The organism is Micromonospora sp. NPDC047557 (genome assembly GCF_043205095.1).
GTDB lineage: Bacteria > Actinomycetota > Actinomycetes > Mycobacteriales > Micromonosporaceae > Micromonospora.
This window is the reverse complement of sequence record NZ_JBIDDK010000002.1, coordinates 552,172-573,473: the sequence shown is the minus strand read 5'-3', so window position 1 is coordinate 573,473 and position 21,302 is coordinate 552,172. Positions and strand designations below refer to the sequence as shown.

Below are 21,302 nucleotides of genomic sequence, written 5' to 3'. Positions count from 1 at the left end.
AAGGCTCGACCAATCCGGGGTATCAATCATAATTGGCACTGGCTTTACAAGCACCCTGTTGAGTTCTCAAAGAACAACCACACACCGATCAGAAGACCCAACCAGTGGGCCACCATCCCGGGGCTTTTCGTACCGATGCTCGGCGCTTTCCAGCGCCAGGCACTTTTACTACGTTACCCGCTGGTTTCTGCCGTGTCAAACCGGTGTTTCGCGGTTCGTCGTGCTTTCTACCGTGTTGCGGGCACCATGTCTCGACCGGCTTGCGCCGCTCTCGTCACGGTGGTGGCAGGCCGGCCGCAGCGGTCTCCCGCTTGCTCGCCCGTTTCCCTGCCGGCTGACTACGTTACCCGGTCGGTTCCGCCGCACCAAATCCGCCTCGCGGCGTTTTCCGTGGGCACCACCCGGCGGGATCCGGCCGGCGAACCCGCCTGACCCCGAAGTCGTCGCCGCGCTCCGGCCGCTTCAGGCTTTCGCCTGTTTCGTCCGTTCCGCGCTGGCAGAGAGAAAGTTACGCGTCCGGCCCGATGATCGTCAAATCTGCCGGACGCGTCCCCCGTCACATCGTTGACAACCGACTATTCGCCCAGCTCAACGCCTGCGAACGACCGCTTTCCCCGGCGCAGCACCAGGTACCGACCGTGCAGCAGGTCGTCCGTGGACACCGTGGCGTCCACCTCGGTCACCCGGTTGTTGTTCACGTAGGCGCCGCCCTCGGCGATCACACGCCGCGCCTCCTTGAGCCCCGTCGCCAGACCGGAGTCCCGCAGGAGGCCCGCCACGTCCGGCAGCTCGCCAGGGATCCGCACCAGACCGGCCTCGGTCAGCGCCGCGCGCAGCGTCTCCGGGGCCAGATCGTCCAGCGAACCGCGCCCGAACAGCGCCTGACTGGCGGCGACCGCCTGCCGGGTCTCCTCGGCGCCGTGCACCAGGGTGGTCAACTCCTCGGCCAGCGCCCGCTGGGCCAGCCGGGCCGCCGGCCGCTCGGCCGTCGCCTTCTCCAGCTCCTCCAGTTCCTCCCGGGGGCGGAGGCTGAAGTACCGCAGGTAGCGGTCGACCTCTCGGTCGTCGACGTTGAGCCAGAACTGGTAGAAGGCGTACGGGCTGGTCAAGGTCGGGTCGAGCCAGACGGCACCGCCCTCGGTCTTGCCGAACTTCGTGCCGTCGGCCTTGGTGACCAGCGGCGTGGTGAACGCCTGGACCGGCCCCGCGCCGCGCCGCCGGACGTAGTCGACGCCCGCGGTGATGTTGCCCCACTGGTCGGACCCACCGAACTGAAGTTGGCAGCCGTAGCGGCGGTGCAGCTCGAAGAAGTCGTTGGCCTGCAGGAGCTGGTAGCTGAACTCCGTGAAGCTGATGCCCGTCTCCAGCCGCGCGCGCACCACCTCCCGAGCGAGCATCTTGTTGACCGGGAAGTGCTTGCCCACGTCGCGGAGGAACTCCACGACCGACATCTCGCCGGTCCAGTCGAGGTTGTTGACCAGCTGCGCCGCGTTCTCACCCGTGTACGACACGAAGGGCGCGAGCTGCTCGCGGATCCGCTCGACCCAGCCGGCGATCACCTCCGGCGGGTTGAGCGTCCGCTCGGCGCTCTCCTTCGGGTCGCCGATCTGCCCGGTCGCCCCGCCCACCAGCAGCAACGGGCGGTGACCCGCGAGTTGCAGACGGCGGGCCGTGATGACCTGCATGAGCGAGCCAACGTGCAGGCTCTGCGCGGTGGGGTCGAAGCCCACGTAATAGGTGGTGGCCTCCCCGCCGTCGAGCAGCTCGCGCAGCTCGTCGAGGCCGGTCGAGTCCTGGATCAGGCCACGCCAGAGCAGGTCATCGGTCAGGGAGTACCGCCCGGGCGGCGGGAGGCTGCTGTCGGTCACGGTCACCAATTCTCCCCCATCGCCGGCTCCGACCCGTACCGGGTTTGGCGCAACCCGCTCCGGTTAGGCTTGCGCCCCGTTGATCGAGGAGGGGTTCGCCGTGGAGATGCCGGATCTGACGGGTGGTTTCGTCGCCCTGCTCGGCCTGAAATTCGAGGAGACCACCGCCGACCGGGTGGTCATCAGCTGGCAGGTCCGCCCGGAGCTGCACCAGCCGTTCGGCATTCAGCACGGCGGGGTGTACTGCTCGGTGGTGGAGACCGCGGCCAGCGTCGGGGGGTCGCTCTGGCTGGCCGGCCGGGGCACGGTGGTCGGGGTGTCGAACCAGACCGATTTCCTGCGGGCCGTCCGCGACGGCGAGCTGCGAGCGGTCGGCACCCCGGTGCACCGGGGTCGCAGCCAGCAGCTCTGGCAGGTGGAGATCAGCGACGCCGACGAGCGGCTGGTCGCCCGTGGTCAGGTCCGGCTGCAGAACCTCTCCCGCGACTGACCGTCGGGCTCGAACGGGCCCGGCCGCAGCGGCGTCGCGCGGCCGCTCACCCGGGGACGGTCAGTTGCGGGCCTCGTCCAGCACCGGCTCAATCGCCTGGTCGGCGTCGTCGTTGTCGTCGCCGTCCTCGGCGGGGACCTGGCTGAGGCGTACCTCGGTGATGGCCCGGTGGTCGATGCCCGCCACCGTCAGCACCCAGCCGTCCAGGGTCACGTCCTCCCCGGCCACGGTGGGAATGTGCCCGAGGCGGGCCAGCACCAGACCGGCGACGGTGGTGTAGTCGCCAGCCGGGCGCGAGGGCAGCTCGACGCCGATGTCCGTGAGGTCGTGCACCGGGAAGGTGCCGGGCAGCACCATCGCGCCGTCCGGCTCGCGGCGCACCGAGTAGCCGTCCCGGTCGGTCTCGTCGTAGATCTCCCCGACGATCTCCTCCAGGATGTCCTCCAGCGTCACGATGCCGTCGACGGCGCCGCGCTCGTCCACGACCAGCGCGATGTGCTGGCGCTCGGCCTTGAACTGCCGCAGCGCGTCCACCACCGGCAGCGAGTCGGGCAGCAGCATCGGCGGGCGGGCGATCTCGTCGACCGGCCGGTCGTCTGGCACGCCGACCAGGTCACGCAGGTGGATCACACCGGCGGTGTCGTCCAGGCCGCCGTGGCGCACCACCGGCGCCCGGGAGTGCCCGGTGGCGGCCAGCACCAGCCGCGCGGCCTCCGCGGTGGTCCCGCTGTCGAGCGTGAACACCCGCAACCGGGGTACGAGCACAGCCCGCAACCGCCGGTCGGCGATCTCCACGGCGCCCGCGATGATCGTGCGCTGCTCCTTGGTGAAGCCGTGGTTGCCGGCGACGATGTCGCGCAGCTCGTCCGGGCCGATCTCCTCCGGCTGGTGCTTCGGGTTGAGCCCGACGAGGCGTACGACCAGGTCGCTGGTGGCGCCGAGGGCCCAGACGGCCGGGCGGGTGAGACTGGCGAGCAGGTCGAGCGGGCGGGCCACCAGCAGCGCCCACCGCTCGGCGGACTGCATGGCGATCCGCTTGGGGGCCAGCTCGCCGAAGACCAGGGTGACGAAGGTCAGCGCGAGGGTCACCACCACGATCGCCACCGTCTCGGCGGCGCTTCCGAACACCCCGAGCAGCGGAACGAGGGGCTTGGCCAGGGAGACAGCCGCGGCGGCGGAGGCCAGGAAGCCGGCGAGGGTGATGCCGATCTGGATGGTGGCCAGGAAGCGGTTCGGGTCCTTGGCGAGCCGGGCCAGCACCCGTCCTGCCCGGCTGGTGCGCTCCAACCGCTGGATCTGGCTGTCCCGCAGCGACACCAGCGCCATCTCACTGCCGGCGAAGAGCGCGTTGATGACGACCAGGATCCCGACCAGGGCCAGTTGGCTCCCGTAGCTCTGCACGCCCGGTTCGCTCCCTCGGAGGTGGTGGCACCGGCCGTACGCACGGCGCCCGCCGGTCGGCTGGCCCGCCCGGCGTACGCGCTTCTGTGCCCCGTGCGGCGGCGGCCGAATCCTGCTCCGGCGACGCTACGCCGAATCGGTCGCCGGTGACGCGGGCAGGTCGAGGACGTACGAGTCGCCCTGGGGGCGGAAGCCGAGCCGGTGGTAGTAGGGGGCGACCATACCGGGCGGGCTGACCACCCGGTTGAAGCCCCGCTCGGTGAAGAGGCGGCTGCGCCGGTAGACGAACTCGCCGGGGGTGAAGTCGCGGAACTTCGGGGTCACGTAGTCCAGGTCGATCTGGGCGACTCCGCGCGCCTCGGCGTGCGACAGCACCACCCCGACCACCTCGTCAGCGGTGACCACGAGGAAGGCCGACCGGTCGGTGGCGGCCGGGTCCCAGCGGAAGTCGGGGTTGAACCGGGCGATGTCCGGCGCGTGGATCCGCAGCGTGTGCGCCAGGAACTGGTCGCCGACGCCGACCTCCACCACCTGGTAGGTCTGCTCGTCGTGGCGGGTCGCCAGCATTCCCCGCAGGTACCAGATGTTGATCACCGCGAGGACGATGTTGAGCCCGACCATGGGCCAGACCTCGAGGGCGGCGTTGTAGCCGATCAGCACGACGCAGCCGACGAGGTTGAGCGCGCGCAGCCGCAGGATGCGCGACTGCAGCAGCGACCACACCAGCACCGCGGAGCCGGCCCAGCCGACCAGATCCAACCAGTTCACCCCGCGAGACTAGTGCCCGCCCAGGTCAGGGGCGTCGGCGGGCAGCTCCAGCAGCCACTCCTCGACCTCGACCCCGCGCCCGTTGGCGTACCCCGAATCCTCGCCGACCACGACGAACCCGCACTTGCGCAGCACCGCGAGGGAGGCGGCGTTGTCCTTGGCGGCGCGGGCGTGCACCGGCCGGGGCAGCTCGCGCAGCAGGGCGGCGAGGGCCGCGGTGGCGTGGCCCCGGCCCCAGCGGGCCGGGGCGATCCAGTAGCTGACCTCGGTCTGGTCGTCGACCGGGAAGGCGCTGACGTAGCCGACCACCTCGCCGTCGGCCTCGATGGTGCGGACCCGGTTCGCCGGGTTGGTGAGCACCCGCGCCCAGTGCCGGGCGAACTCGCGGTGGTCGGACGGGTCCTTGGGGCCGAACGCTGCCATCCGGTTCGCCTCGGGGTCCTGCTGGTGCAGGAAGAACTCCACGAGGTCGTCCTCGTGGACCGGCCGCAGCCGCACATCGGAGGTCATCCGGCGAGGGTACGCAGCGCCGGTGACAGTTCGGGGGCCGCTGGCGCGTCGACGGCCGACCGGCGCGTTCGGCGTCACCGTTGGCCCCGCGCCGCCGACAATGAGTCGACCGACCCTGGGAGTGCCGATGGACCGACCTGTCGTCGTGGGTGTGGACGGATCGCCGTTCAGCCTCGTCGCCGCCGAGCACGGGGCCCGCGCCGCCCTGCTCCGGTCCCGGCCGCTGCTCCTGGTGCACGGTTACCTGCACCCGCTCGGCTACGGCGTGCCCCTCAACCCGTACGACCTCGGGGTGCCGGCGCCCACCGACCAAGCGCAGAAGATGCTGGAGCGGACGGCGGCCGACCTGGCCGACCGGTGGCCCGGCCTCGCTGTCGAGGCCCGTCAGGTCGCCGGCGGCCCCGGCGCGACGATTGTCGAGGAGTCCCGACGGGCGGATCTCGTCGTGGTGGGCAGCCGCGGTCTGGGCGGGTTCGCGGGTCTGCTGCTCGGGTCGGTCGGCGCGCAGGTGGCCGCGCACGCGCACTGCCCGGTGCTGGTGGTCCGACCGGACGAGCAGCCGATCGACGCGCACGCGCCGGTGCTGGTCGGCGTGGACGGGTCCGAGTCGTCCCGGCTGGCCGTGGGCTACGGCGCCACCGAGGCGGCGCTACGAGACGTTCCGCTGGTGCTCGTGCACGTCGGCCCGCTGAACGGGGACGGGCCGGTGCCGGACGAGATCGAAGAGGCGCAGGCCGCGTACCAGGCCGAGGCGGTGCGGCTGTTGGCCGAGGCGTCCGCGGCCGTCCGGGCCGGGCATCGGGATCTGGTGGTGCGGGAGCACCCGGTCCGGGCGGCCGGCGCGGCCCCGGGGCTCATCAAGGCCAGCGGCACGGCGTCGCTGCTGGTCGTGGGCACCCGGGGCCGGCACGGGTTCGCCGGTCTGCTGCTCGGCTCGGTCAGCCAGGCTGCGATTCAGCACGCGCGTTGCCCGGTGCTGGTCGCGCATCCGTACGACCCGCCGAGGTGACCGGCGCGTCGTCGCCCCCGCCGAGCATCTGCAGGAAGTCGGTGGTGAGGGCGAACGGGTCGGCGGGGCCGCTGGCGGGCAGCCGGCGCTCGACCTGGTCGGCCAACTCGCTGGCGGCGCGACGGATGCGGCCGCGCAGGGCGCCGTCGGCGGTGCCACCGGACCAGTCCTCCGGGCCGGCGAAGACCGAGGTGGGGACCACCACCGCCCGCAGGTAGCTGAACATCGGGCGGAGGGCGTGCTCCAGGGCGAGGGAGTGCCGGGCGGTGCCGCCCGTGGCCCCGATGAGCACCGGCCGGTCGACGAGCGAGTCGGCCTCCAGCACGTCGAAGAAGGACTTGAACAGCCCGTTGTACGACGCGTTGAAGATCGGCGTCACGGCGATGATGCCGTCCGCCCCGGTCACCGCGTCGATGGCCTCGCGCAGGCCGGCCGACGGGAACCCGGTGAGCATGTTGTTGACCACGTCGTGGGCGTACTCGCGCAGGTCGACGACCCGCAGCTCGACCTCGGCGCCGCGCCGGACCAGCTCGTCGCGGGTCGCCCCGGCGAGCTGGTCGGCGAGCAGCCGGGTGGACGAGGGCTGGCTCAGCCCCGCCGAGACGACGGCGAGCGTACGGCGGGTCATCGGGTCGCCCCCTCCGGCGCCTTGCCCGTCACGTCGTCGACGGCGTGCACGGTGCTGTCCTTCGCGCCGCCGGCCGCGGCGACCAGCGAGGCGTGGGTGGGCGCCTCCGGCACGTGCGCCGGACGCAGGGCCGCGAACTCCTTGCGCAGCACCGGCACGACCTCCTCGCCGAGCAGGTCGAGCTGCTCCAGCACCGTCTTGAGCGGCAGGCCCGCGTGGTCCATCAGGAACAGCTGCCGCTGGTAGTCACCGACGTACTCGCGGAAGCCGAGGGTGCGGTCGATGACCTGCTGCGGGCTGCCCACGGTCAGCGGGGTCTCCCGGGTGAACTCCTCCAGCGACGGCCCGTGCCCGTAGACCGGGGCGTTGTCGAAGTACGGCCGGAACTCCCGGACCGCGTCCTGCGAGTTGCGCCGCATGAACACCTGGCCGCCGAGGCCGACGATGGCCTGGTCGGCGGTGCCGTGGCCGTAGTGCGCGTACCGCTGGCGGTAGAGCTCGACCATCCGCTGGGTGTGCTCCTTGGGCCAGAAGATGTGGTTGGCGAAGAAGCCGTCGCCGTAGTACGCGGCCTGCTCGGCGATCTCGGGGCTACGGATCGAGCCGTGCCAGACGAACGGCGGCACGCCGTCGAGCGGGCGCGGCGTCGAGGTGAAGGACTGCAGCGGGGTGCGGTACTTGCCCTTCCAGTCGACCACGTCCTCGCGCCAGAGCCGGTGCAGCAGGTCGTAGTTCTCGATCGCGAGGGGGATGCCGGCGCGGATGTCCTTGCCGAACCACGGGTACACCGGGCCGGTGTTGCCGCGGCCCATCATCAGGTCCACCCGGCCGTCGGACAGGTGCTGGAGCATCGCGTAGTCCTCGGCGATCTTCACCGGGTCGTTGGTGGTGATCAGCGTGGTCGCGGTGGACAGCAGCAGCCGTTCGGTGCGGGCCGCGATGTGACCGAGCATGGTGGTCGGGGACGAGGGGACGAACGGCGGGTTGTGGTGCTCACCGGCGGCGAAGACGTCGAGCCCGACCTCTTCGGCCTTCAGCGCGATGGCGACCATCGCCTTGATCCGCTCATGCTCGGTCGGCTCCCGACCGGTGGTCGGATCGACCGTGACGTCACCGACGGTGAAGACTCCGAACTGCATGACAGCTCCTCGCGTGTCAACCGGGTGCCGTCGTGGTACCCGGACGCAGCCCACAACTTATTTGACGAGTCAACTATTCCGTCGGCGGCCTGTCTGACAGTGGCGCCGGTCACCCGCGGGAATCAGCCCCCGGCGACCGAGGGGAGCACCTGCACCTGGGCGCCCTCGCCGACCGGTGTGGCCAGCCCGCCGGAGTGCCGGCAGTCCTCCCCGTCGACGTAGACGTTGACGTAGCGGCGCAGCTCGCCGCGCTCGTCGCGGATCCGCCGAGCGAGCCGGGGATGATCGGCGGCGAGCTCGTCGAGGACCGCCCCCAGCGTGCCACCCGCGTCGACACTGAGCCGGCTGGCGCCGCCGGCCTCGCCGCGCAGCGGGCCGGGCAACAGCACGGTGACCACTCAGACCACCGCCGCCCGCACGCACAGCACGTCGGGCAGGTGCGCAGCCACCTGCGACCAGGAGTCGCCCTCGTCCCGGCTGGCGTAGACCTCGCCGGAGCGGGTGCCGAAGTAGACGCCGCCCGGTGTGGCGTCGTCGGCGCACATCGCGTCGCGCAGCACCGCCGGATAGAACGGGCCCTCGGGCAGGCCCACCGACAGCGGCTCCCACTTGGCACCGGCGTCGGCGGAGCGGAACACCCGGCAGCGGTGGTCGGTGGGGAACCGCTGGACGTCGGCCACCAGCGGGAACGTCCACACCATCCCGGGCCGCCCGGGGTGCGACACCATCGGGAAGCCGAAGTCGCTGGGCAGCCCGTCGGCGATCGACGACCAGGTGCGGCCGTCGTCGTCGGAGCGGTAGACGCCGAAGTGGTTCTGCGCGTACAGCCGCTCGGGGTTGCCGGCGTCCCGCGCGACCTTGTGCACACACTGGCCGAACTCCGGCCACTCGTCGGCCAGGCCGGCGGCGCGGATGCCCACGTTGCCCGGGGACCAGCTCGCCCCGGCGTCCTGCGAGCGGTAGACGCCGCCGGTGGACATGGCGACCAGCACCCGGGCCGGGTCGCGCGGGTGGGGCAGCACGGTGTGCACGGCCTGGCCACCGAACCCGGCCTGCCAGTGCGGGCGGTGCGGGTGGTCCCAGAGGGCGCGGACCAGCTCGAAGCTGCGGCCACCGTCGGTGGAGCGGAACAGCGCCGACGGCTCGGTGCCGGCCCAGACCACGCCCGGCTCGTCGGCGCCGCCCGGCGTCAGCTGCCAGACCCGCCCCAGACTCGCGCCGGTGTCGGCCGGGAACGCGACCGGCGCGTGGTCGGGCTCGTCCCAGGACGCGCCGAGGTCGTCGCTGGTCGCGACGCTGGGGCCGAAGTGTGAGCTGGTCACCCCGGCGAGCAGCCGCGGGGTGGCGGGGCGGGTGTCGAGCGCGACCGCGTAGACGCTCGTCCCCGGGTGGTGCGGGCCGCTGACCTCCCAGGTGCGCCGGTCATCGGTGCTGGTGGCGAGGAACAACCCCTTCGCGGTGCCGATCGCGAGCAGCGTTGACATGGACGTCCTCCGAGCCGTCGGTGGGCAGGTGGGGTGATTATGGCCACACCCCCCGACAGATCCCGCCGGCCACACGCCGGAAGCCGCGCTCAGCGCCGGACGCGGGGCACGTGTCGCCGGTACGCGCTGACCGTCGGATCGCCGTCGAGCCAGAACCGCCAGGGCAGATCGTGCGCGCCGGTGACGCCGACCCGGGGCCCCGCCACCACCGTCTCGTCCGGCACCGGCCGAACCGGCGGACGCAACCGGACCGGACCGTCGCCGAGCAGGTACGCGCCGTACGCCGCGCGGTCGATGCCGAGCGCGGCGCAGAGCCGGGCCGGCCCCCGGGCCAGGTCCACGTCCCGCCGTACCGCCGGCCGGCGAGCCCGCGCGGCGTCCAGGCCCTCGGCCACCTCACCAGCGCGCAGCAGCACGGCGGCGGCCTCCCCCTCGACCCCGGTGACCACGTTCATGCACCAGTGCATCCCGTAGGTGAAGTAGACGTAGGCGTGCCCGGCGGGGCCGAACATCACCACGTTGCGCCCGGTGCGGCCCCGGTGGGCGTGCGAGGCCGGGTCACCGGCCGTGCCGGCGTACGCCTCGACCTCGGTGATCCGGACGGTGACCCCGCCGGCGGACAGCCGGCAGCCGAGCAGCCCGCGCGCGGCCGGCAGCAGCGGACCGGCGAGCAGGCCGGCCAGCGCCTCCCGGTCGGCGTCGGTGCTGCGGTCGTCCGGCGCGAGCTCCATGACCCGAACGGTACCCAGGCCGCAAGCTGATCACCCCGTCGACCGGTCCCGCCGGCCACCGGGAGGCCCACCAAGGTTCACCTTCTCGCCATCGCGCCGGCGAAACCCACGCCGCGACCGGGGGGTGTATCCGGTGTCGTCGCAGGGCGCGGCGGCACATCGGGAGAGGAACCACCATGACCGTACGCACGATTCGCCGCCCCCTGTTCGCTGTCGGCCTGGCCGCGGCCGGGGCCGTGCTGGCCCTCGCTCCGGCGGCCAGCGCCAGCGCCCCGCTGCGGGTGGGCGCCGCAACCGACGGCGCCCCGCTGACCGCCGTCGTCCTGGGCGGCAGCGGCAAGATCGACGCCAGTGGGGCGGCGGTCTTCGTTCCGGTCACCCTGACCTGCTCGCAGCCGACGCAGGTCGACCTGACCGTGAAGGTCGCCGAGGCCATCGGGGACACGATGCGGACCGGCACGACCACCCGCAAGGTGGCCTGCGACGTCACCACCCAGAAGGTGCGGATCGCGGTGACCGCCACCGAGCGTCCCTTCGCGCCGGGCGTGGCGTTCGGCGTGGTGACCGGGAACTCCTGCGACGCGCTGTGCAACTCGATCACCGACGAGCACCGGTTCGACCTGGCGCTCTGAGCCGTGGCGTGGCGGCACGGGATGCCCGTGTCGCCACGCTTCAACAATCTGTTGACAAGGTCGCGTTGATGGGGTGTGCTCGGAGCATGACCACCGACGAGCTGTTCACCGCACCCGACCCGGCCCGGGCCCGCGCCCACCGCACCCACGAGGCGCTGCAACGCATCAGCGAACGCCACGCCGGCTCCGATGCCCGACGGGGACGCTGGGCCCACCCGTACGTGCTGGACCCGTGGGAGGCGGTGGCGTTGGTCACCGCCCTCGCCGCCGGCGGCGCCGAGCGGGAGCCCACCGAGGAACCGGTGGACGCCGCCGACCTCACCGCCGCGCTGACCCTGCTGCCGCACGTGCGCGCCGAGCTGGACGCCCTGGAGGCGGGGCTGCTGACGCTGGCCCGCGACCGAGGGCTGACCTGGCAGTCCATCGCGTACGGGCTGGGGCTGGGCAGCGCGCAGGCGGCGCGGCAGCGCTACGAGCGGGTCGCCGCCCGCTCGGCCGAGCAGATCGCCTGAGCCACCGGAAACGACGCGCCCGGCCGACCCCGACGACCGGGCGGGCGGATCGGCCGGGCTCCCCCGCGGCGGCGGCCGGGCGGGCAGACTGTGCGCACGACGAGGAGGCACCCATGGAACGCGCGGAGATGCTGACGTACTGCCTGGCGAAGCCGGGAGCGTGGCTGGACCGGCCGTGGGAGGGCGACGAGGTGGTGAAGGTGGGCAGCCGGATCTTCGCGTTCCTCGGCAACGGCGACGGAAAGCCCACGGTCGGCGTCAAGTGCGGCCAGACCCGGGAGATCGCCGACGAGTGGCTGCGCCGCCACCCCGACGACGCTCGCCCGATGGCCTACATCGGCCGGTCCGGCTGGAACACGCTGCGCCTCGACGGCGGGATCGACGGCGACGAGCTGACCGAGGCGGTCGACGCGTCGTACGACATGGTCGTGGCGAAGCTCCCCAAGCGGGAGCGCCCGACGGCCTGAACCGACAGTGGCGCCGGCGGCTGACGCCGACGCCACGGCAACCTCAGCGGGGTACGACCCGCTCGGTGGCCCAGTCCCGCCAACCGGCCAGCCGGTCCGCCGCGGCGGCGAGCTGGTCGGCGACCGGGCCGGGGCCGGTCGAGCCGGGGGTGGTCCGGGCCGCGAGGGCCGACCGCACCGAGAGCACGTCGCGCACCGACGGGTCGAGGTGTTCGCTGACGGCGGCCAGGTCGGCGTCGGAGACGTCCTCCAGCTCGCACTCGCGGGCCGCGCAGAGCGCCACCAGCCGGCCGGTGATCTCGTGCGCGTCGCGGAACGGCACGTTGCGCCGGACCAGCCAGTCGGCGACCTCGGTGGCGAGCGAGAAGCCGACCGGGGCGGCGGCGACGAGCCGGTCCACCCGGACCGTCATCGTGGAGATCATCCCCGCCAGGGCCGGCAGCAGCAGCTCCAGGGTGTCGACCGCGTCGAACGCGGGCTCCTTGTCCTCCTGCATGTCCCGGTCGTACGTCATCGGCAGGCCCTTGAGCATGGTCAGCACCGTCATCAGGCCGCCGACCAGCCGCCCGGACTTGCCCCGGGCCAGCTCGGCGATGTCCGCGTTCTTCTTCTGCGGCATGATCGACGAACCGGTCGCGAAGGCGTCGTCCAGCTCCACCCAGCCGAACTCGTGCGAGGTCCAGAGCACCACCTCCTCGCCGAGACGGGACAGGTGCACCCCGATCATGGCGGTGGTGAAGAGGAACTCGGCCACGAAGTCCCGGTCGGCGACCGCGTCCATCGAGTTGGCGAACGACGTCCGGAAGCCCAGCTCCTTGGCCACGGCCACCGGGTCCAGCGGAAGCCCGGAACCGGCGAGCGCGCCCGCGCCGAGCGGGCTGATCGCCGCCCGATGGTCCCAGTCGCGCAGCCGCTCCAGGTCGCGCAGCAGCGGCTGCACGTGGGCGAGCAGCCAGTGCCCGAAGGTGACCGGCTGGGCGTGCTGGAGGTGGGTCATGCCGGGCGCGGCGGTGTCGATGTGCCGCTCGGCCTGCTCGGTGAGCGCCTCGGCCAGCTCGACGAGGCGGCTGGCCACCCCCCGCGCGTGGTCACGCAGGTAGAGCCGCAGGTCGGTGGCGACCTGGTCGTTGCGCGACCGGCCGGCGCGCAACTTGCCGCCGAGGCTGCCCAGGCGCTCCAACAGGCCCCGCTCCAGCGCGGTGTGCACGTCCTCGTCGTCGACTGTGGGCCGGAACGCCCCCGAGGCACAGGCCGCCTCCAGGTCGTCCAGGGCCGCCAGGATCCGGCCCAGCTCCCCCGGGTCGAGCAGGCCGGCGCCGGCGAGGACCCGGGCGTGCGCCCGGGAACCAGCGATGTCGTACGGGGCCAGGCGCCAGTCGAACTGCACGCTCACCGACAGTCGGGCGAGCGCCTCCGCGGGGCCGCCGGCGAACCGGCCACCCCACAGGCTCGTCCGGTTGGTGCCGGCGCTGTTCTCGGTGAGGCTCTTGTCGTCCACGCCGCCCATTGTGGTCCCCATGGTCGTCAGCCACCCAGCCGGGCGTCGCGGGCCGCGGCCATCCGACTCGGAAGGCCCCACAGCTGCACGAAGCCCTTCGCGAAGGACTGGTCGAAGGTGTCGCCGGTGTCGTAGGTGGCCAACCCGAAATCGTAGAGGCTCTCCTCGGAGCGCCGGCCGGTGACGGTGGCCCGGCCGCCGTGCAGGGTCAGCCGCACCTCGCCGCTCACGTGCCGCTGCGCGTCGTCGATGAACGCGTCCAGCGAGTCCTTCAACGGCGAGAACCACAGGCCGTCGTAGACCAGCTCACCCCAGCGCTGGTCCACGCTCTTCTTGAACCGGGCCAGGTCCCGCTCGACGGTCACCGCCTCCAGCTCCTGGTGGGCGGTGACCAGCGCGATCGCGCCGGGCGCCTCGTACACCTCGCGGCTCTTGATACCCACGAGGCGGTCCTCGACCATGTCGAGCCGGCCCACGCCCTGGGCGCCCGCGCGCCGGTTCAGCTCCAGGATCGCCTGGTACGGGGTGACGGTCTCGCCGTCGATCGCCACCGGCACGCCGCCGTCGAAGGTGATCACGATCTCGTCGGCGTCGCGGGGCTCCGCCGGGTCGTCGGTGTACGAGTAAAGGTCCTCGATCGGGGCGTTCCAGATGTCCTCCAGGAAGCCCGTCTCCACGGCGCGGCCCCACAGGTTCTGGTCGATCGAGTACGGGGACTTCGCCGACACGTCGATCGGCAGCCCCTTCTCCTCGGCGAACGCGATCGCCTTATCCCGGGTCCAGGCGAAGTCCCGGGCCGGGGCGATGATCTTCAGGTCGGGGGCGAGCGCGCCCAGGCCCACCTCGAACCGGACCTGGTCGTTGCCCTTGCCGGTGCAGCCGTGCGAGACGATCGTCCCGCCGTGCTTGCGCGCGGCCGCCACCAGGTGCTTGACGATCAGCGGCCGGGACAACGCCGACACCAGCGGGTAGCGGTCCATGTAGAGGGCGTTGGCCCGGATGGCCGGCACGCAGTAGTCGGCGGCGAACTCGTCGCGCGCGTCGACGACCTCGGACTCGGCGGCGCCGCAGTCCAGGGCGCGCCGCCGGATGGCGTCCAGGTCCTCCCCGCCCTGCCCGACGTCGACCGCCACCGCGACCACCTCGGCGCCGGTCTGCTCGGCCAGGTAGGGAATCGCCACGGAGGTGTCCAACCCCCCGGAGTACGCGAGAACGACCCGCTCAGTCATGACGTGGTGTTCCCTTCGACGCTGTCGTCCCGGCGGGCCCAGCCGGCGAGCTTGTCACCGAGCGCGGCGCCGCCGACGGCCTCGCGGGCCACGACGAGGATGGTGTCGTCGCCGGCGATGGTGCCGACGATCTCGGGCAGACCCGCCCGGTCCAACGCGCTGGCCAGGTACTGGGCTGCCCCCGGCGGCGTGCGCAGCACGGCGATGTTGCCGCTGGCGTCCACCCCGTTGAGCAGTTCGCGCAGCAACCGCACCAGCCGGGCCGGCGCCGCCTCGGCGTCGCGCAGCGGCCGCTGGCCGTCCTCGGGGATCAGGTAGACGGCCGGGCCGTCGCCGCCACGCACCTTGACCGCGCCCAACTCCTCCAGGTCCCGCGAGAGGGTGGCCTGGGTGACCCCGACGCCGTCGGCGGCGAGCAGGTCGGCCAGCTCGGTCTGCGACCGCACGGCCCGGTCCCGGATCAGCTCCACGATCCGGGCGTGCCGGGCGGCGCGGGTCAGCGGGGCGGTCATCGCGTCGTCCCGGACGCCGCGAGCAGGAACGTCAGCAGCGCCTTCTGGGCGTGCAGCCGGTTCTCCGCCTGGTCGAAGACCGCGCTCTGCGGGCCGTCGAGCACCTCGTCGGTGATCTCCTCGCCCCGGTGGGCGGGCAGGCAGTGCAGCACGATCGCCTCCGGTGCGGCCTGGCCGAGCAGTTCCTTGTTGACCTGGTACGGCAGGAACGGGGTGACCCGGTCCAGCCCGTCGGCCTCCTGCCCCATCGACGTCCACGTGTCGGTGGCCAGCACGTCGGCGTCGCGGACCGCCTGGGCCGGGTCGGTCAGCACCCGTACCGACCCGCCCGTACCGGCGGCGATCTCGCCGGCCTGCCGCACCACCGCCGTGTCCGGCGCGAACCCGACCGGGCCGGCGATCCGCACGTGCATCCCGGCCGTCGCCCCGGCCAGCAGGTACGACTGCGCCATGTTGTTGGCGCCGTCGCCCACGTAGGTCAGGGTGCGCCCGGCCGTGCCGCCGCACCGCTCCCGGATGGTGAGCAGGTCGGCGAGCAGCTGGCAGGGGTGGAACCCGTCGGTGAGCGCGTTGATCACCGGGACGCTCGCACCGCTCGCCACCTCGGCGATCCGGTCGTCGCCGTGGGTGCGCAGGACGATGGCCGCGACGTAGCGCGACAGCACCCGACCGGCGTCCGCGAGCGTCTCGCCCCGACCGAAGTGGGTGACCTGGGTGTCCACGACCAGAGGATGCCCGCCCAGCTCGGCGATGCCGGCGTCGAACGAGATCCGGGTGCGCAGGCTCTGCTTGTCGAAGAGCACCGCCACCGAGCGGGGGCCGGCCAGCGGCTGGTGGCCGAACCGGTCGGCCTTCATCCGCGCCGCCAGGTCGAGCACGCTGGACTGCTCGGCGGGCGAGAGGTCGTCGTCGCGCAGAAAGTGCCGGATCATGCGGTCGCCCCCGTCGTGGTGGTGATCGGCGTCGTGGTGGTCGGCGTCCTGTCGGTACCGGCGGCCGTCGCGTCCAGGGCCGCCGGGAGCGCGGCGAGGAAGGCGTCGACCTGGGCGGCGGTGAGGATCAGCGGCGGAGCCAGCCGGACCACACCCGGCTGCACCGCGTTGACCAGGAAGCCGGCGTCTCGCAGCGTCTCGGCGAGCACCGGCGCCACCGGCGCGGTGAGGGTCACGCCGAGCAGCAGCCCGGCCCCGCGTACGCCGTCGATCAGCGGGTGGCCCAGCGCCTCGACGCCCCGGCGCAGCCGTTCGCCGACGCGCTTGACGTGGTCGAGCAGCCCTTCGTTGGCGATCGTGGCCACCACGGCGAGCGCGGCGGCGCAGCTCACCGGGTTGCCGCCGAAGGTGGTGCCGTGCGAGCCGGGGGTGAGCAGGTCGGCGGCCCGGCCGAAGGCCAGCGTCGCGCCGAGCGGCAGCCCGCCACCCAGCCCCTTGGCCAGGGTCACCACATCGGGCTCCACGCCCTCGGCCTGGTGGGCGAACCAGTGCCCGGTGCGGCCGATGCCGGTCTGCACCTCGTCGAGCACCAGCAGCGCGCCGTGCCGGTCGGTGATCCGCCGCGCCGCCGCCAGGTAGCCGGCCGGCGGGACGACCACACCGTTCTCGCCCTGGATGGGCTCCAGGATGACCATGGCGGTGGCGTCGGTGACCGCCGCCTCGAGGGCGGCGACGTCGCCGAAGTCGACGTGGGTCACCTCGCCGGGCAGCGGCCGGAACGGGTCGGCCTTGGCGGGCTGGCCGGTCAGCGCGAGGGCGCCCATGGTGCGACCGTGGAAGGCGCCGTTGGTGGCGACCACGTGGCTGCGGCCGGTCCGCCGGGACAGCTTGAACGCGGCCTCGTTCGCCTCCGCTCCGGAGTTGGCGAAGAAGACCCGGCCCGGCCGGCCGGCGAGCGCCAGCAGCAGCTCCGCGAGGGCGACCGGCGGCTCGGCGACGTAGAGGTTGGAGACGTGCCCGAGCGTCGCGACCTGCTTGGACACCGCGGCCACCACCGCCGGGTGAGCGTGACCGAGGGCGTTGACCGCGATGCCGCCGACCAGGTCCAGGTATTCGCGGCCCGCGTCGTCGACCACCACGGCCCCCGCGCCGGAGACCAGCGCCAGTGGCGGCGTGCCGTAGTTGTCCATCATGGACTGCGTCCAGCGTTGCAGCAGGGTGCTCATGCCCCGACCATCCCGTCCTGAAGCACCACCATCGTTCCGAACCCTTCCGAGGTGAAGACCTCCAGCAGCGTGGAGTGCGCCACCCGGCCGTCGACGACGTGCGCGGCGGGCACTCCCCCGCGCACCGCCCGCAGGCAGGCCTCCATCTTGGGCACCATCCCCGACTCGAGACTGGGCAGCAGCTTGGCCAGGTCGTCCGCGGTGATCTCGGAGACCAGGCTGGTGGTGTCCGGCCAGTCCGCGTACAGGCCGGCCACGTCGGTGAGCACGACCAGCTTGCGGGCCCGCAACGCGACGGCGAGGGCCGCGGCGGCGGTGTCCGCGTTGAGGTTGTGCAGGACCCCGTCGGCGTCCGGCGCGACCGTGGAGATCACCGGGATCCGACCGGCGTCGATGAGGTCGGTCACCGCCGAGGTGTCCACCGACTCGACGTCGCCGACCTGGCCGACGTCGACCGGCAGCCCGTCCACGTACGCGGGGCGGCGCACCGCGGTGAACAGCCGGGCGTCCTCGCCGGAGAGCCCGACGGCGAACGGGCCGTGCGAATTGATCAGCCCGACCAGTTCCCGGCCCACCTGCCCGACCAGCACCATCCGGACCACGTCCATCGCCTCGGCGGTCGTCACCCGCAGGCCGCCCCTGAACTCGCTGGCGATGCCGAGCCGGCCCAGCATGGCCGAGATCTGCGGGCCGCCGCCGTGCACCACGACGGGCTTGAGACCGGCGTACCGCAGGAACACCATGTCGGCAGCGAACGCCCGTTGCAGCGCCGGCTCGGTCATGGCGTTGCCGCCGTACTTGACCACCACCGTGGAGCCGGAGAAACGCGCCAGCCAGGGCAGGGCCTCGATCAGCGTCTCCGCCTTGACCTGGGCGCGGGTGAGATCACCGCTGAGACTCATGTCGAGTACGCCGAGTTCTCGTGCACGTACGCGTGGGACAGGTCGTTGGTCCAGATCGTCGCCACCGCGTCGCCGGCGTGCAGGTCGATCCGGATCGTCACGTCCCGGCCGGTGAGGTCGACCTTCGAGCGGTCCTCGGCGGCCGCGCCGCCCCGGCACACCCACACCCCGTTGACCGCGACGTCCACCCCGTCCGGCTCGAACGCGGCGGCGGTGGTGCCGACGGCGGCGAGGATCCGGCCCCAGTTGGGGTCGTTGCCGAACAGCGCGGTCTTGACCAGGTTGTTGCGGGCCACCGAACGGCCCACCTCGACCGCGTCGTCCTCGTCGGCGGCGCCGACCACGTCGATGGCGACCTGTTTGGTGGCGCCCTCGGCGTCCGCGATGAGCTGCTGCGCCAGGTCATGGCAGGCCGTGGTGACCGCGGCGGCCAGCTCGGCCGGAGTGGGCTCGATGCCGCTCGCGCCGCTGGACAGCAGCAGCACCGTGTCGTTGGTGGACATGCAGCCGTCGGAATCGACCCGGTCGAAGGTCACCCGGGTGGCCGCGCGCAGCGCCTCGTCCAGCGCCGCCGGCCCGGCCACGGCGTCGGTGGTGAGCACGCAGAGCATGGTGGCCATCCCCGGCGCGAGCATCCCGGCGCCCTTGGCCATCCCGCCGACGGTCCAGCCGCTGCCGCGCGCCACAGTGGTCTTCGGCCGGGTGTCGGTCGTCATGATGGCCTCGGCGGCGGCCGGACCGCCGTCGCGCGACAGACCCCGGATGGCCGTACGGACCCCGGGCAGCAGCTTCGACATCGGCAGCCGCTCACCGATCAGGCCGGTGGAGCAGACCGCCACCTCGCCGGCGCCGAGGAGCAGCCGCGGGCTGACCGCGCTCAACGCGGCGGCGGTGTGCTCGGCCGTGGCGTGGGTGTCCTGGAAGCCGGCCGGGCCAGTGCAGGCGTTGGCGCCACCGGAGTTGAGCACGACCGCCCGGACCACACCGCCCTGCACGACCTGCTGGCTCCAGCGCACCGGCGCGGCCTTGACCCGGTTGGTGGTGAAGACACCTGCGACACCGGCGTCCGGGCCGTCGTTGACCACCAGGGCGACGTCCGCGCCACCGCTGGCCTTCAGACCGGCGGACACCCCGGCCGCCCGGAAACCCCGGGGGGTGGTGACGCTCATGGTGCGACTCCCCAGATCGACAGGCCCGTCGTCTCCGGCAGGCCGAACATCAGGTTGGCGTTCTGCACGGCCTGACCGGCGGCGCCCTTGCCGAGGTTGTCCAGTGCGCTGAGCACGATCAGGCGACCCGAGTCGACGTCGACGGTGGCCTGCAGGTGGCACGAGTTGGAACCCAGGGTGGCGGCGGTGTGCGGCCAGCGCCCCTCCGCCAGCACGTGCACGAACGGCGCGTCCGCGTACGCCTGCGCCAGCACCTGCTGCGGGTCGACGCCGCGCGCCGGCACGGCGGTGACGGTGGCCAGGATGCCGCGCGGCATCGGCGCGAGGACCGGCGTGAACGACAGACCGGTCGCGCCGGACGCCTGCTTGATCTCGGGCACGTGCTGGTGGGTGCCGACCCGGTACGGCGACAGGTCCCCCTGCACCTCGCTGGCCAGCAGGTGCGGCTTCGCCGCCCGGCCCGCGCCGGAGGTGCCCGAGGCGGCGACCACCACGACGTCGGCGGGGCTGGCCGCGCCGTCGGCGATCAGCGGGGCGAGCGCCAGGGTGATCGCGGCGGCGTAACAGCCGGTGTTCGCCACCCGGGTCGAGCCGGCGATCAGCTCCCGCTGGCCGGGCAGCTCGGGCAGGCCGTAGGTCCACTGGCCGGCGTGCGTGCCGCCGTAGTACTGCGCCCAGGCGTACGGGTCGGCGAGCCGGTGATCGGCGCCCAGGTCGACGACGCGCACCTCGGGCGGCAGGTGGGCCGCCAGGGCCGCCGACTCACCGTGTGGCAGCGCCAGGAAGACCAGGTCGGCGTCGGCGAGGGTCGACGGATCGGTCTCGCCGAGCACCAGGTCGAGGCCGGTGAGCTGCGGGTGCACCACGTCCACGCGGTGCCCGGCCTGGCGGTGCGCGGTGGCGGCGACCAGGTCGAACTCCGGGTGCCCGGCGATCAGGCGCAGCAGCTCGCCTCCGGCGTACCCGCTCGCTCCGGCGACCGCGACTCGGATCCCCATACTCACCTCCGCATGACTATGCAACGAAGGCTAGCAGCCATGATCGAGGGGCTGCAAGTTCATGCAGTCCACTGCATGGCAATGATGCAGTGGCACCGACGCACCTCCGGCCCGGTCGCGGGGCGACACGGGCCGGACGGCGGGGTACGAACATGGGACGCGACGGTCAGAGACGACCCTCCGCGACGGCCCGGCTCACCCAGGGGATGACCTCGTCGAGCATCACGTCCAGCGACGTGGTCGCGGTGAACCCGAGCACCTCACGGGCCTTGGTGACGTCCGGCACGCGCTTCTGCACGTCGTAGCGGAACGGCTCATCGGAGACGTACCGGAACGGCACGTCCGGGCCCTTGATCTTGTGCCAGATCAGCTCTGCCAACTCGAGCACGCTGGTGGACTCCGCTGTCGACAGGTTGAAGTCCTCGTTGCGGGCGGCCGGGTGCTCGATCGCGGTGGCGATCCCCCGGGCCAGGTCGCCGCCGTACGTGTAGTGGCGCACCTGGTTGCCCGCACCGAGGATGTGCAGCGGGTCCTGCCCCTTGACGATCTTCTGCACCAGGTCCGGCACGACGTGCGACATGGCCAGCTTCACGTTGCCCGAGAGCACCTCTGCCTGGCCGAGCGCCCGCCCCTCGCCCACGCCCACGCAGTTGAACGGCCGGACGATGGTGTACGGCACCTGGTACTGCTCCCAGGCGGCGCGGGCGTAGTACTCCACGGCCAGCTTCTGGAACCCGTACGACGACAGTGGCGGTGGGACTCGCCGCTCGTCGCCCTCCCGGCTCGGCCACTGCTCGGTCGACTCGTAGACCATCGAGGAGGAGAGATAGGTGACCTTGGACAGCTGCCCGTCCCGGTGCGCACGGATCGCCGCGTCGCACGTCGCCGCCATGATCCGCTCGTTGGTGGCGAGCAGATCGTAGGCGTACGCGTGGAAGTAGGAGATCCCGCCGATCATCGCCGCCCCGGCCACCAGGTGGTCGCAGCCGTCCAGCAGCTCGGTGAGCAGATCGACGTCGCGGGCGTCACCCTCGACGAAGCGGTAGCGGGGATGGTCGTCATAGCTGTGGGTTACCGGCCCGTACTTGGAGAAGTTGTCGACCGCGACCACTTCGTGGCCCCGGTCCAACAGCTCCTCGACGAGGTAGCCGCCGATGAATCCGGCCGAACCAGTTACCAGGACCTTCGCCACGTGCG

23 protein-coding genes and 1 pseudogene are annotated in these 21,302 nt (G+C 72.7%); 6 read left to right on the top strand and 18 right to left on the bottom strand.

Annotated elements, in window-relative coordinates; all coding sequences use genetic code 11:
- Positions 1 to 432 (top strand): annotated as a pseudogene (locus ACGGAQ_RS10445) (hypothetical protein); the annotation flags it as partial.
- A 143-nt stretch (positions 433 to 575) separates the two neighbouring features.
- Here ACGGAQ_RS10445 and tyrS read toward each other — a convergent pair.
- Complete coding sequence (gene tyrS / locus ACGGAQ_RS10440; protein WP_393046847.1) at positions 576 to 1,868, bottom strand: tyrosine--tRNA ligase; 1,293 nt, start codon at positions 1,866 to 1,868, stop codon at positions 576 to 578.
- Between the two features lie 82 nt (positions 1,869 to 1,950).
- On the opposite strand from tyrS, the gene ACGGAQ_RS10435 reads away from it, so the two are divergent.
- A complete protein-coding gene (locus ACGGAQ_RS10435; protein WP_393046844.1) occupies positions 1,951 to 2,358 on the top strand; it encodes a PaaI family thioesterase in 408 nt (135 codons plus the stop codon).
- A gap of 60 nt (positions 2,359 to 2,418) precedes the next feature.
- On the opposite strand, the gene ACGGAQ_RS10430 is transcribed toward ACGGAQ_RS10435, so the two are convergent.
- The 3 genes from ACGGAQ_RS10430 to ACGGAQ_RS10420 form a co-directional block, all read right to left on the bottom strand.
- Positions 2,419 to 3,759, bottom strand: coding sequence for a hemolysin family protein (locus tag ACGGAQ_RS10430; protein WP_393046777.1), 1,341 nt, complete (start codon positions 3,757 to 3,759; stop codon positions 2,419 to 2,421).
- 126 nt (positions 3,760 to 3,885) lie between these two features.
- The gene (locus ACGGAQ_RS10425; protein WP_393046775.1) at positions 3,886 to 4,527 is read right to left on the bottom strand and encodes a hypothetical protein; all 642 of its coding nucleotides are present in this window, start codon (positions 4,525 to 4,527) and stop codon (positions 3,886 to 3,888) included.
- A gap of 9 nt (positions 4,528 to 4,536) precedes the next feature.
- Complete coding sequence (locus tag ACGGAQ_RS10420; protein ID WP_393046772.1) at positions 4,537 to 5,037, bottom strand: GNAT family N-acetyltransferase; 501 nt, start codon at positions 5,035 to 5,037, stop codon at positions 4,537 to 4,539.
- Positions 5,038 to 5,158: 121 nt separating this feature from the next.
- Between ACGGAQ_RS10420 and ACGGAQ_RS10415 the strand changes: the two genes are divergently transcribed.
- Positions 5,159 to 6,046 carry a universal stress protein gene (locus ACGGAQ_RS10415; RefSeq protein WP_393046841.1) on the top strand — a complete coding sequence of 296 codons (888 nt, stop codon included), beginning with the start codon at positions 5,159 to 5,161 and terminating at the stop codon, positions 6,044 to 6,046.
- Here the strand turns inward: ACGGAQ_RS10415 and ACGGAQ_RS10410 are convergent.
- From ACGGAQ_RS10410 to ACGGAQ_RS10390, 5 genes are all read right to left on the bottom strand, one after another.
- A complete protein-coding gene (locus ACGGAQ_RS10410) occupies positions 5,976 to 6,674 on the bottom strand; it encodes an FMN reductase (RefSeq protein WP_393046769.1) in 699 nt (232 codons plus the stop codon). The two genes, ACGGAQ_RS10415 and ACGGAQ_RS10410, sit on opposite strands and share 71 nt — an antisense overlap.
- Positions 6,671 to 7,813: an LLM class flavin-dependent oxidoreductase gene (locus tag ACGGAQ_RS10405; protein ID WP_393046765.1), complete on the bottom strand. Its 1,143-nt coding sequence runs from the start codon at positions 7,811 to 7,813 to the stop codon at positions 6,671 to 6,673. The genes ACGGAQ_RS10410 and ACGGAQ_RS10405 overlap by 4 nt, the downstream gene beginning before the upstream one ends.
- Positions 7,814 to 7,935: 122 nt before the next feature.
- The gene (locus ACGGAQ_RS10400; protein WP_007458463.1) at positions 7,936 to 8,211 is read right to left on the bottom strand and encodes a ubiquitin-like small modifier protein 1; all 276 of its coding nucleotides are present in this window, start codon (positions 8,209 to 8,211) and stop codon (positions 7,936 to 7,938) included.
- Positions 8,212 to 9,297 carry a WD40/YVTN/BNR-like repeat-containing protein gene (locus tag ACGGAQ_RS10395; protein ID WP_393046762.1) on the bottom strand — a complete coding sequence of 362 codons (1,086 nt, stop codon included), beginning with the start codon at positions 9,295 to 9,297 and terminating at the stop codon, positions 8,212 to 8,214.
- An 89-nt stretch (positions 9,298 to 9,386) separates the two neighbouring features.
- Complete coding sequence (locus ACGGAQ_RS10390) at positions 9,387 to 10,028, bottom strand: DNA-3-methyladenine glycosylase (RefSeq protein WP_393046759.1); 642 nt, start codon at positions 10,026 to 10,028, stop codon at positions 9,387 to 9,389.
- A 176-nt stretch (positions 10,029 to 10,204) separates the two neighbouring features.
- Between ACGGAQ_RS10390 and ACGGAQ_RS10385 the strand changes: the two genes are divergently transcribed.
- The 3 genes from ACGGAQ_RS10385 to ACGGAQ_RS10375 all read left to right on the top strand — a co-directional run bounded on the left by ACGGAQ_RS10385 (position 10,205) and on the right by ACGGAQ_RS10375 (position 11,639).
- Positions 10,205 to 10,660: a hypothetical protein gene (locus ACGGAQ_RS10385; RefSeq protein ID WP_393046757.1), complete on the top strand. Its 456-nt coding sequence runs from the start codon at positions 10,205 to 10,207 to the stop codon at positions 10,658 to 10,660.
- Positions 10,661 to 10,746: 86 nt separating this feature from the next.
- Complete coding sequence (locus tag ACGGAQ_RS10380; protein ID WP_393046754.1) at positions 10,747 to 11,172, top strand: DNA-binding protein; 426 nt, start codon at positions 10,747 to 10,749, stop codon at positions 11,170 to 11,172.
- A 113-nt stretch (positions 11,173 to 11,285) separates the two neighbouring features.
- Positions 11,286 to 11,639: an MmcQ/YjbR family DNA-binding protein gene (locus ACGGAQ_RS10375; RefSeq protein ID WP_393046751.1), complete on the top strand. Its 354-nt coding sequence runs from the start codon at positions 11,286 to 11,288 to the stop codon at positions 11,637 to 11,639.
- A 43-nt stretch (positions 11,640 to 11,682) separates the two neighbouring features.
- Here ACGGAQ_RS10375 and argH read toward each other — a convergent pair whose 3' ends face one another.
- From argH to ACGGAQ_RS10330, 9 genes are all read right to left on the bottom strand, one after another.
- On the bottom strand, positions 11,683 to 13,146 hold the full coding sequence (gene argH / locus ACGGAQ_RS10370) for an argininosuccinate lyase (protein WP_393046838.1): 1,464 nt from the start codon (positions 13,144 to 13,146) through the stop codon (positions 11,683 to 11,685).
- 17 nt (positions 13,147 to 13,163) lie between these two features.
- On the bottom strand, positions 13,164 to 14,366 hold the full coding sequence (locus ACGGAQ_RS10365; protein ID WP_393046749.1) for an argininosuccinate synthase: 1,203 nt from the start codon (positions 14,364 to 14,366) through the stop codon (positions 13,164 to 13,166).
- Entirely contained in the window at positions 14,363 to 14,878 is a 516-nt protein-coding gene (locus ACGGAQ_RS10360; RefSeq protein ID WP_393046747.1) for an arginine repressor, read from the bottom strand. The genes ACGGAQ_RS10365 and ACGGAQ_RS10360 overlap by 4 nt, the downstream gene beginning before the upstream one ends.
- Positions 14,875 to 15,810 (bottom strand): ornithine carbamoyltransferase, encoded by a 936-nt coding sequence (gene argF / locus ACGGAQ_RS10355; protein WP_393046745.1) that lies wholly within the window; start codon positions 15,808 to 15,810, stop codon positions 14,875 to 14,877. Before argF ends, ACGGAQ_RS10360 begins: the two co-directional genes overlap by 4 nt.
- Positions 15,807 to 17,036: an acetylornithine transaminase gene (locus tag ACGGAQ_RS10350; protein WP_393046743.1), complete on the bottom strand. Its 1,230-nt coding sequence runs from the start codon at positions 17,034 to 17,036 to the stop codon at positions 15,807 to 15,809. The genes argF and ACGGAQ_RS10350 overlap by 4 nt, the downstream gene beginning before the upstream one ends.
- Positions 17,033 to 17,938, bottom strand: a complete 906-nt coding sequence (gene argB / locus ACGGAQ_RS10345; RefSeq protein WP_393046741.1) for an acetylglutamate kinase — start codon at positions 17,936 to 17,938, stop codon at positions 17,033 to 17,035. The genes ACGGAQ_RS10350 and argB overlap by 4 nt, the downstream gene beginning before the upstream one ends.
- Positions 17,935 to 19,107, bottom strand: coding sequence for a bifunctional glutamate N-acetyltransferase/amino-acid acetyltransferase ArgJ (argJ, locus tag ACGGAQ_RS10340; RefSeq protein ID WP_393046739.1), 1,173 nt, complete (start codon positions 19,105 to 19,107; stop codon positions 17,935 to 17,937). The genes argB and argJ overlap by 4 nt, the downstream gene beginning before the upstream one ends.
- Positions 19,104 to 20,105: an N-acetyl-gamma-glutamyl-phosphate reductase gene (gene argC / locus ACGGAQ_RS10335; RefSeq protein WP_393046736.1), complete on the bottom strand. Its 1,002-nt coding sequence runs from the start codon at positions 20,103 to 20,105 to the stop codon at positions 19,104 to 19,106. Before argC ends, argJ begins: the two co-directional genes overlap by 4 nt.
- Positions 20,106 to 20,271: 166 nt before the next feature.
- Positions 20,272 to 21,297: an NAD-dependent epimerase/dehydratase family protein gene (locus ACGGAQ_RS10330; protein WP_393046733.1), complete on the bottom strand. Its 1,026-nt coding sequence runs from the start codon at positions 21,295 to 21,297 to the stop codon at positions 20,272 to 20,274.
- Positions 21,298 to 21,302: the final 5 nt, after the last annotated feature.